Origin of the sequence: Umezawaea sp. NPDC059074, assembly GCF_042738955.1 — a bacterium.
Lineage (GTDB): Bacteria > Actinomycetota > Actinomycetes > Mycobacteriales > Pseudonocardiaceae > Umezawaea.
Window position 1 is genome coordinate 2,278 of sequence record NZ_JBHYHC010000207.1, and the last position, 9,327, is coordinate 11,604.

A 9,327-nucleotide genomic window follows, 5' to 3' on the forward strand; every position below is an offset into this window, starting at 1 on the left:
GGTTTAGGCCTTGTTGTGGGCCCGACTTTCGGGCCCACCACAAGGTTTTCGGGTCGTGATCGCGGGTGGCCCGACGCAGGGCGGAGGTTCAGCCGCCCGGCACGGCCATCTTCCGAGCCGCCCGAACCACCCACGCGCGACGCTTCGCCCGTTCCTCGGGGTCCGCCGGATCCGCGCCGGTGAGCATGTGCGCCACCTGCGGGACAGCCGACCACCACGCCGCTTGCGCGATGAGCATGAACACCAGGTACGCCGGGTCGAAGTCGGTCGCCAAGTGGCCGTCCCGCTGCGCTTGGGCGACCGCGCGAACCTTGTCCCGGTAGTGCTTCGTCCTGTTCGACCCGTCGGCCGCCGGGGCTCCTGACAAGCCTTCCCACAGCAGCAGCCGAGCCAGCTCCGGATGATCCGCGTGGTAGTCGAAGGTGCGGCCCGCGAACTCGCCGATGTCCTCGAACGGACCGTCCGGGTGGGTGACCGAGGCGGCCAGTTTCTCCAGCTCGTCGGCCAAGACGGAGTCGAACAACGCCTGCTTGTCGCCGAAGTACTTGTACAGCCGTTCCTTGTTGATCCCCGCGCGGTCGGCGATCCGGGCCATGGTGGTCCCGTCCGGGCCGCGTTCGGCGAACTCCGCGGTGGCCGCTTCCTTCAGGCGTTTGCGAGTCCCCTCGGTGTCCCAGGCCATTCGCCGACCTTAACCCAACTCCACCGTTGCGGTTGTGGATGGCGAGGTCTACCGTCAAATCCAACCGCAACGTTGGAGTTGGAGGCAATCAGGTGAACATCGACATCGCGGGTAAGGTCGTCGTGGTGACGGGAGCCGCACAAGGGATCGGACGGGCGCTGGCGCTGGGGCTCGCCGCCGAGGGGGCTCGGGTCGCCGTGCTGGCGAGGGACCGGGGCCGGGCCCAGGTCGTGGTGGACGAGATCGCCGAGGTGGACGGCGCCCCGGAGGCGGTGGCGCTGGAGGCCGACGTCAGCGACGAAGCCGCGGTGGAGGCGGCCGCCGCCGAGGTGGACGCCGCGTGGGGGCGGGTGGACGCGTTGATCAACAACGCGGGGTGGATGCCGCCGGGGCAGCGCGTCCTGGAGACCGAGGTGGCCCAGCTCGACCGGGTGCTGAAGTCCAACGTGGTGGGCTGCTTCGTCACGACGAAGCACTTCGCGCCGCTGATGATCCGCGGCGGCGGCGGGCGGATCGTGTTCGTCTCCAGCGCCATCGGCACGCAGGCCGGGCCGGGGGCCGCCGCGTACGGCGGGTCGAAGGCGGCGGTGAACATCCTGTCCAACGTGGTGCACCAGGAGCTCGCGGACCAGGGGATCCGCACCACCGCCCTCGCGCCGGGGTTGACCTACACGCCGGGGATGCGGGAGATCGTGTCCGAGGAGCACTTGGCGCGGGTGTCCGCGCGCTACCCCGGCGGAAGGCTCGGGGAGCCCGAGGACCTCGTGGGGCTGGTGGCGTTCCTGTGCGGTTCGGCCGCGGAGCACATCTCGGGGAGCACGCTCTTCGTGCGACCGCCGATCTAGGGGTCATTGACGGGGCCGGAAACGGCGTTCGACAATCGGGGAAGCGTGGCACAACGCCGTGGCACGCGTGGAGGCCGAGCCCTGGAGCGCGCTATGACAGCCCCCGACCGGTTCACCACCCTCTGCGAAGCCTTCCAGCACACCGCGACGGTCGACCCCGACGGCGTGGCGCTGCGCGTGCTCGGTGGGGCGCGGTCGGTGACGTGGCGGGAGTACGCGCGGCGGGTGCGGCGGATCGCCGAGGGGCTGCACTCGCTCGGGGTGCGGCGGGGCGACACCGTGGCGCTGCTGATGACCAACCGGCCGGAGTTCAACCTCGTGGACACGGCCGCGCTGCACCTCGGGGCGGTGCCGTTCTCGATCTACAACACCTCCGCCGTGGAGCAGGTCGCCTACCTCCTGCGGAACTCCGAGTGCCGGGTGCTGGTGTGCGAGGCGCAGTTCGTGGAACGGGTGCGGGCGGCGGGCGGACCCGTGGAGCACGTCGTCGTCGTGGACGAGCCGGTCGAGGGCACGGTGTCGTTGGAGGACCTGGAAGCCGCCTCGGTGGACGGGTTCGACTTCGACGCGGCCTGGCGGGCCGTCGACGGTCAGGACGTGCTGACCCTGATCTACACGTCCGGCACCACCGGCGATCCCAAGGGGGTCGAGCTGACGCACGCGAACGTGCTGTCCGAGGTGCTGTCGATCAACGACGAACTCGGCATCCGGCACGGCGACCGGACGTTGTCGTACCTGCCGTCCGCGCACATCGCCGACCGGGTGTCGGCGCACTACCTCCAGATGACGCACGGCACCGAGGTGACGACCGTGGACGACGCGCGGCGGGTCGCCGAGGCGCTCGCGGACGCGCGGCCCACGTTCTGGTTCGCGGTGCCGCGGGTGTGGGAGAAGATCAAGCTGGCGCTGACCGCGCGGCTCAGCGCGGCGCCCGCCGAGCAGGCGGCCGTGGTGGCGCGGGCGTTCGAGGTGGCGCACCGGCGGGTGCGGGCCCGGCAGGCCGGGTTGGAGCTGGCGGCCGACGAGGAAGCCGAGTTCCAGGCGCTCGACCAGGCCGTGCTGGCGCCGATGCGGGTCGCGGTCGGGTTCGACCGGATGCGGTGGGCGATGTCCGGTGCGGCCTCCATCGCGCCGGAGACGCTGGAGTTCTTCATGGCATTGGGACTCAAGATCGTGGAGATCTGGGGCATGTCCGAGACCACGGGGCTGGCCACCGCGAACCCGTTGGACCGGGTGAAGGTCGGCACGGTCGGCGTCGCCGCTCCCGGTGTGGAGCTGCGGGTCGCCGAGGACGGCGAAGTGCTGGTGCGCGGGCCGATCGTGATGCGCGGCTACCGCAACGACCCGGTGCGCACGGCCGAGGCGTTCACCGAGGACGGGTGGCTGCGGACCGGGGACGTGGTCACGGTCGACGAGGACGGGTACTTCACGATCGTCGACCGCAAGAAGGAGCTGATCATCAACTCCGGCGGCAAGAACATGTCGCCGTCCAACATCGAGAACACCGTGAAGGTCCACTGCCCGCTGGTCGGTGAGCTGGTGGCGATCGGCGACGCCCGCGCGTACAACACGGCGCTGGTCGTGCTGGAGCCCGACGTGGCCGCGGCGTTCGCCGCCAAGGCCGGGATCACCGACGCCTCCGCCGCGTCCCTCGCCCGGCACCCGGCCGTGGTGGAGGCGCTGCGCGCGGGGATCGGCGCGGCGAACGCGAAGCTGTCGCGGATCGAGCAGATCAAGCGCTTCCACGTGCTGCCGACGTTCTGGGAGCCCGGCGGCGAGGAGATCACGCCGACGATGAAGCTCAAGCGGAGGCAGATCAACCGGAAGTACGCGGCCGAGGTCGAGCTGCTCTACGCCAGGGACGCGGGTTCGGACGTGCACGAGCCCGCCTGACGGGAGTGGCACGCGGCGGCGGTAGCTGGTGGGATGCGGGCCATGACCAGGCTGCCCCGCTTCACGCCCGCCGACCTCGACGCCGACCAGCGCGCCCTCTACGACACCATCACCGGCGGTCCGCGTTCCTCTGGGCCGCAACGGTTCCGGCTGGTCGACGACGAGGGCGCGCTGGAGGGCCCGTTCAACGCGATGCTCGTCGCGCCGCCGGTCGGGCACGCGTTGCAGGGCGTCGGCGCGGCCGTCCGGTACCGGACGACGCTGACCGACCGCGTGCGCGAGATGGCGATCCTGGCCGTGGCCGCGAAGTGGGACAGCGGGGTCGAGCGGACCGCGCACGAGCCCATCGCCGCGGCCGCGGGCGTCACACCGGAGCAGCTCGAGGCCCTGCGGGCGTTCACCACGCCGCCGGACCTGGCCGACGACGCCGAACGGGCCGCCCTGCGCGTGGTGTTCGCGCTGCTCCGGGAGGAGGACCTGGACGACGCGGAGTACGCCGACGCCGTGGCGACCATCGGTCACCGCATGGTCTTCGAGCTGACCGCGCTGGCGGGCTACTACGCGACGCTCGCGCTCCAGCTGCGGGTCTTCCGCGTCAGCCCGCCCGCCGAGCGCGGACACCCGCGATGAGTTCTTCGCGGACCGCCGGTCTACCTCCCGACCGAAAACGACCGAGCGCAGCGGGAGCACCCCATGGGCACCGTCCACATCGAACTGTTCACCACCCTCGACCTCGTCGCGCAGTCGCCCGGCGGGCCCGAGGAGGACGCGGAGGGGTTCCCGTTCGGCGGCTGGCAGGTGCCCCTGATGGACGAGGTCGACGCCCCGTACGAGGTCCCGGACGCCCTGCTGCTCGGCAGGCGGACGTACGCCATGTTCGCCTCCTTCTGGCCGCACCAGGAGGACGTGCCCGAGCTGAAGGAGATCGCCACCCTCTTCAACGGCATCCCGAAGTACGTGGCCTCCCGCGGCACGCCCGACCTGCCGTGGGCCGGGTCGGTCCAGCTCGGCCCGGACCTGCCCGCCGCCGTGCGCGAGATCCGCGACCGGCACGAGCGGGTGAAGGTCATCGGCAGCCTGGACCTGGTGCAGACCCTCCTGCGCGAGCAGCTGTTCGACCGCCTCGACCTCCAAGTGCACCCGGTCGTGCTGGGCGTCGGGAAGAAGGTGTTCGACGGCGGTGCGGTGCCCACGAACGTCACCCTCGTCGAGCCGCCGGTGGCCGGGCCCAAGGGCGTCGTGTCCCTGCGCTACGGGCGGGTCGAGGGCGCTCCGGCGACGGCGGACGTCAGCTCACTGCACAGTTCGCCGCGGCAGGACTGATCACCTCGTCGGCCAGCCACCGCGCCACCTCGACCGGGTACGGCGGCGACAGGCTGAGCACGAGGTGGCCGAAGCCCGCGTCGAGCGCGGCCGTGACCGCGTCCTTGGTCGTCGAGGGCCGCTCGTAGGACACGGGCAGCACCAGGGAACGGGTGATCGAGGCGGGGTCGCGGCCGATGTCGGCGCAGTAGCGGTCCAGCAGGGCCCCGCGGCGGACGGCCTCCTCCACGTCGTCGCCGGGGAAGTTCCACACGTCCGCGTGCTCGGCCACCACCCGGAGGGTGGCCGCCGACCGGCCGCCGATGAGGATCGGCGGGTGCGGGCGTTGGACGGGCTTGGGGTTCCCGAACGCCCCGGTGAGCGTGAGGTGCTCGCCGTCGAAGTCGAACGGCTCGTCCTCCGTCCACAGTCGACGGATGACCGTGCACGCCTCGGCGAGGGCGGCCACGGCGTCCGCGGGGTCGTGGAACGGCAGGCCGTGCGCCGCGTACTCGCGCCGGGCCAGGGGGTGGTCCGGCCGGGAGCCCACGCCGATGCCGAAGTCGAGCCGTCCGCCGGACACGACGTCGACGGTCGTGGCGATCTTGGCCAGCACCGCGGGCGGGCGGAACCGGTTGCTGGTGACCAGGACGCCGAGCCGGAGCCGCCGGGTCTGGGCCGCCAGCGCGGAGAGCAGCGTCCAGCCCTCGAACGCGGGCCCGGCGGGGTCGCCGCCGATGGGCATGAGGTGGTCGAACAGCCACGCGTGCTCGATCTCCTGGACCTCGTCCGCCTCCCGCCAGACGCGCAGGAGGTCGGCGTACTCGACCTGCATGGGTGCGGTGATGATGCCGAAACTGGGCATGGTGCGGGCCTTCCTCAGCGACGCCGCAGCGCGGGGTCGAGCAGCGCGGGCGGGGTGTCGAACTTCTCCTGCGGGGCGAGGTCGACGCCGGGGGCGACGACGGTGTCGATCGCGTCGAGCACGTCGGCCGGGAGCACGGTGTCCGCGGCGGCGAGCTGCGAGCGCAGGTGCTCGACCGTGCGGGGACCGATGATCGCGCTGGTCACGGCGGGGTGCGCGGTCACGAAGCCGAGCGCGAGCTGGATCAGCGTCAGGTCGGCCTGCTCGGCGATCTTGACCAGCTTCTCCACGGCGTCGAGCCGGGCCCGGTTGGACGGGACGGCCAGGTCGAAGCGCTCGGGCAGGATCGTCGAGCGGCTGGTGGTGATCTCCCGGCCCTCGCGGACCGCGCCGGACAGCCAGCCGGAGGCCAGCGGGCTCCAGGCGAGCACGCCGAGCCCGTACTCCTGGGCCACCGGCAGCACGTCGGTCTCGATGCCGCGTTGCAGGATGGAGTAGCTGGGCTGCTCGGTGGCGTACCGGCCGAGGTGGTGGTCGCGGGCGGCCCACTGGGCCTGCACGACGCGGTACGCGGGGAAGGTCGACGAGCCGAAGTAGCGGATCTTCCCGGCGGTCCGCAGGTCGGTCAGCGCCGACAGCGTCTCCTCGTCGCTGGTGGTCGGGTCCCAGCGGTGGATCTGGTAGAGGTCGACGTGGTCGACGCCGAGCCTGCGCAGGCTGTGGTCCAGCTCGGTGACCAGCCAGCGGCGGGAACTCCCCCGGTGGTTGCGCTCCTCCCCCATCGGCATGGTCGCCTTCGTGGCGAGCACGAGGTCGTCGCGGCGGCCCGCGATGGCCTTGCCGGTCAACACCTCCGACTCGCCGGAGCCGTACATGTCGGCGGTGTCGACGACGTTGATCCCGGCTTCGAGCGCGGCGTCGACGATCGCCGTGGCGTCGTCCTGCGTGGTGCGTCCGATCGCGCCGAAGTTCATCGCGCCGAGCGCGAGGGTGCTGACCTGCACGCCGGTGCGGCCCAAGGTGCGGTACTGCATGGCCGTGTCCTCCTGGTGGTCGAGGGTCCGCTCTGCGATGATGAGCAAACGGAACCTTGTTCCACTAACGATACGGAACGTTGTTCCGGTTAGCAAGCACGGGAGCGCAGCGGTGAACGACGAGGGCACGGGCAAGGCCAAGCGGGCGGACGCCCGGCGCAACGAGAAGACGCTGCTCGACGCGGCCGCCGCCGTCTTCGTCACGTCCGGCGTGGAGGCGCCGGTGCGGGACGTCGCGGCGAAGGCGGGCGTCGGCGTGGGCACCATCTACCGCCACTTCCCCACGCGGGCCGACCTGGTGATCGCCGTCTACCGGCACCAGGTGGAGGCGTGCGCCGAGGCGGGGCCCGCACTGCTGGAGAGCAGCGCCTCACCGCACGCCGCGCTGGCGCGGTGGATCGACCTGTTCGTCGACTTCCTGGTGACCAAGCACGGCCTCGCCGCGGTGCTGCACAACGCCGAGTTCGACACGCTGCACACGTACTTCCTCGACCGGCTCGTGCCGGTGTGCGCGCGCCTGCTCGACGCCGCGGCCGAGTCCGGCGAGATCCGCTCGGACCTGGCGGCCATCGAACTCATGCGCGGCGTCGGCAACCTCTGCATCGGGGCCGAGGACCCGCGCTACGACGCGCGGCGACTGGTCGGCGTGCTGGTCGCGGGCCTGCGGCTACCGCCCGCGTAGCGCGCCCCAGCCGTTCTCCAGCAGGGCGAAGGCCTCGCGGAGCGCGCGCGCCGGGTCGTCGACGTCGCGGGTCAGGCTCAACGCCTGGAGCGCGAAGTGGGCCAGCGCGTGGCACGCGGGGTCGTCCTCGGGAGCCCCGACCTCCGCGGCGATGGCGGCGGCAAGCGCGACCCGGTGCCGCATCCACATGCGGTCGGCGTAGTCGCGCAGGACGGGCGTGCCCGCGATGAGCCTCTCGAACTCCGCGAAGGCCGGTTCCCCGGCGAACCTCTGCCGCACGGCCAGGAAGTGGTCCCGGAGCGCGGCCGGGATGGACTGGCCGGGCGCGCGGTCGCGCACCACCGCGACGAGCGTGGCCTCGCGCGCCGAGTCCTCGTCGAACACCAGCGCTTCCTTGCCGCTGAAGTGCTTGAACAGCGTCGTGGTCGACACGTCGGCCGCCTCCGCGACGTCCCGGATGGACACCGCGTCGTAGCCGCGCTCGAGGAACAGCCGCAGGGCGGCGTCGGCCAGCGACTGCCGCGTGGCGGCCTTCTTGCGCTCACGACGACCGACCGGAGGAGAAGTCACGTCCGGAGCCTACCAGGGTGCGTTCACTCGGTACATAAGTTGACTCGTTGCACTTTTTTATCGAGTTTGCTTTCATGAGGGCTCACCGAACGGAAGGACGACTCTCATGATCGACTCGACTACCCGCATCGCCATCGTCGGAGCGGGACTGGGCGGGCTCACCTGCGCCCGTGTCCTGCGGGACCGGGGAATCGCGGTGACCGTGTTCGACAAGGACGCGTCACCCGACGCCCGCACGCAGGGCGGCTCGCTGGACATGCACGCCGACACCGGCCAGATAGCCCTGCGCGAGGCCGGGCTGCTCGACGGGTTCCTCGCGCTCTGCCGCCCCGAAGGGCAGGCGATGCGGATGCTGGACCGCACCGGGGCCGTGCTCCGGCAGGTGACACCCGCGCCCGGCGAGACGAGCTGCCCGGAGATCGACCGCGGGCAGTTGCGCGGTCTCCTGCTGGACGCCGTCGCGCCGGAGGTGGTGCGGTGGGGCAAGACCGTGCGCGCCGTCGAGCCGGTCGGCGACGGCGTGCACCGGCTGCGGTTCGACGACGGCGAGACCGCCGACTTCGACCTCGTCATCGGCGCGGACGGGGCGTGGTCGAAGGTGCGGCGGCTGGTGTCCGACGCGGTTCCGGCCTACACCGGGCTGACCTTCGTAGACGTGCTGCTCACCGACCTCGACGCCGATCTCGACGAGTTGGTCGGCGATGGCGCGATGGCGGCGCTGGACGGGTTCTCCGGGTTCTTCGCGCACCGGCTCAGCGGCGGCGTGGTCGACGCCCATGTCGTCCTGCCGGTCGACCTCGACTGGCACGTCGAGGCGGGTCTCGATCTCGCCGATCCCGCTGCGGTCCGCGACCACCTGCTTGCTGGGTTCGCCGAGTGGGATCTGCGGTTTCTGCGGTTCATCAACGAGACCGTGGAGCCGTATGTCAACCGGCCGCTCTACGCGTTGCCGGTGCCGCACACCTGGGACCACACCCCCGGCGTGACGCTGTTGGGTGACGCGGCGCACTTGATGTCGCCGTTCGGTGGGCACGGGGCGAACTTGGCCATGCTCGACGGCGCGGATCTTGCGCTGGCTCTGGCGGGGGCGGATTCCGTGGGCGATGCGGTCAAAGCGTACGAGGCGGTGATGATGCCGCGTGGTGCGGAAGCCGGGGCGGAGGCGGTGGTGGATCTGGCCGAGGACGGCGGTGCGCACGAGGCCCCCGACTTCGAGGCGGAGCGGCGGGGTTATGTGGAGCGGGCGGCCCAGCGGGTGTAGTCAGCCGGGTTCCAGCGGGGTCGGGCCGGCGGCTGGCGGTGCCGTTGTGGTCACCGGGCGATTTCCGTAGTGGTGTGGCCGATTTGACTTGGGGCCCCTCATTTCGGCCTTGATCGGGCCAAAAGGCAGTGCCCGAAGCCCTGCCCGATCTCCAATTTTAAGGCCTAAAACCCCAATTAAATTCGGCCACGGT

The 9,327-nt window shown here is 71.6% G+C and carries 10 protein-coding genes; 6 read left to right on the forward strand and 4 right to left on the reverse strand.

Going from position 1 to position 9,327, the window contains the following annotated elements:
* Positions 1-88 precede the first annotated feature (88 nt).
* Positions 89-682, reverse strand: a complete 594-nt coding sequence (locus tag ACFWW9_RS43805) for a TetR family transcriptional regulator (RefSeq protein ID WP_390389169.1) — start codon at positions 680-682, stop codon at positions 89-91.
* Positions 683-774: 92 nt separating this feature from the next.
* On the opposite strand from ACFWW9_RS43805, the gene ACFWW9_RS43810 reads away from it, so the two are divergent.
* The 4 genes from ACFWW9_RS43810 (at position 775) to ACFWW9_RS43825 (ending at position 4,743) form a co-directional block, all read left to right on the forward strand.
* Positions 775-1,527 (forward strand): SDR family NAD(P)-dependent oxidoreductase, encoded by a 753-nt coding sequence (locus ACFWW9_RS43810; RefSeq protein ID WP_390389170.1) that lies wholly within the window; start codon positions 775-777, stop codon positions 1,525-1,527.
* A gap of 93 nt (positions 1,528-1,620) precedes the next feature.
* On the forward strand, positions 1,621-3,420 hold the full coding sequence (locus ACFWW9_RS43815; RefSeq protein ID WP_390389173.1) for an AMP-binding protein: 1,800 nt from the start codon (positions 1,621-1,623) through the stop codon (positions 3,418-3,420).
* A 42-nt stretch (positions 3,421-3,462) separates the two neighbouring features.
* Entirely contained in the window at positions 3,463-4,050 is a 588-nt protein-coding gene (locus ACFWW9_RS43820; protein WP_390389175.1) for a carboxymuconolactone decarboxylase family protein, read from the forward strand.
* A gap of 63 nt (positions 4,051-4,113) precedes the next feature.
* Complete coding sequence (locus ACFWW9_RS43825; protein WP_390389177.1) at positions 4,114-4,743, forward strand: dihydrofolate reductase family protein; 630 nt, start codon at positions 4,114-4,116, stop codon at positions 4,741-4,743.
* On the opposite strand, the gene ACFWW9_RS43830 is transcribed toward ACFWW9_RS43825, so the two are convergent.
* Together ACFWW9_RS43830 and ACFWW9_RS43835 are read right to left on the reverse strand one after the other, a co-directional pair.
* A complete protein-coding gene (locus ACFWW9_RS43830) occupies positions 4,709-5,587 on the reverse strand; it encodes an LLM class flavin-dependent oxidoreductase (protein ID WP_390389179.1) in 879 nt (292 codons plus the stop codon). The two genes, ACFWW9_RS43825 and ACFWW9_RS43830, sit on opposite strands and share 35 nt — an antisense overlap.
* A 14-nt stretch (positions 5,588-5,601) precedes the next feature.
* Positions 5,602-6,621: an aldo/keto reductase gene (locus tag ACFWW9_RS43835; protein WP_390389186.1), complete on the reverse strand. Its 1,020-nt coding sequence runs from the start codon at positions 6,619-6,621 to the stop codon at positions 5,602-5,604.
* 112 nt (positions 6,622-6,733) lie between these two features.
* Between ACFWW9_RS43835 and ACFWW9_RS43840 the strand changes: the two genes are divergently transcribed.
* Positions 6,734-7,303 carry a TetR/AcrR family transcriptional regulator gene (locus ACFWW9_RS43840; protein WP_390389181.1) on the forward strand — a complete coding sequence of 190 codons (570 nt, stop codon included), beginning with the start codon at positions 6,734-6,736 and terminating at the stop codon, positions 7,301-7,303.
* Here the strand turns inward: ACFWW9_RS43840 and ACFWW9_RS43845 are convergent.
* A complete protein-coding gene (locus ACFWW9_RS43845; protein WP_390389182.1) occupies positions 7,289-7,873 on the reverse strand; it encodes a TetR/AcrR family transcriptional regulator in 585 nt (194 codons plus the stop codon). The two genes, ACFWW9_RS43840 and ACFWW9_RS43845, sit on opposite strands and share 15 nt — an antisense overlap.
* A 106-nt stretch (positions 7,874-7,979) precedes the next feature.
* Between ACFWW9_RS43845 and ACFWW9_RS43850 the strand changes: the two genes are divergently transcribed.
* Positions 7,980-9,134 carry an FAD-dependent oxidoreductase gene (locus tag ACFWW9_RS43850; protein WP_390389183.1) on the forward strand — a complete coding sequence of 385 codons (1,155 nt, stop codon included), beginning with the start codon at positions 7,980-7,982 and terminating at the stop codon, positions 9,132-9,134.
* Positions 9,135-9,327 lie beyond the last annotated feature (193 nt).

Coding starts and splice junctions, on each gene's coding strand:
- ACFWW9_RS43805 (WP_390389169.1), bottom strand. CDS start 682: ATGGCCTGGGACACCGAGGGGACTCGCAAACGCCTGAAGGAAGCGGCC.
- ACFWW9_RS43815 (WP_390389173.1), top strand. CDS start 1,621: ATGACAGCCCCCGACCGGTTCACCACCCTCTGCGAAGCCTTCCAGCAC.
- ACFWW9_RS43820 (WP_390389175.1), top strand. CDS start 3,463: ATGACCAGGCTGCCCCGCTTCACGCCCGCCGACCTCGACGCCGACCAG.
- ACFWW9_RS43825 (WP_390389177.1), top strand. CDS start 4,114: ATGGGCACCGTCCACATCGAACTGTTCACCACCCTCGACCTCGTCGCG.
- ACFWW9_RS43830 (WP_390389179.1), bottom strand. CDS start 5,587: ATGCCCAGTTTCGGCATCATCACCGCACCCATGCAGGTCGAGTACGCC.
- ACFWW9_RS43835 (WP_390389186.1), bottom strand. CDS start 6,621: ATGCAGTACCGCACCTTGGGCCGCACCGGCGTGCAGGTCAGCACCCTC.
- ACFWW9_RS43850 (WP_390389183.1), top strand. CDS start 7,980: ATGATCGACTCGACTACCCGCATCGCCATCGTCGGAGCGGGACTGGGC.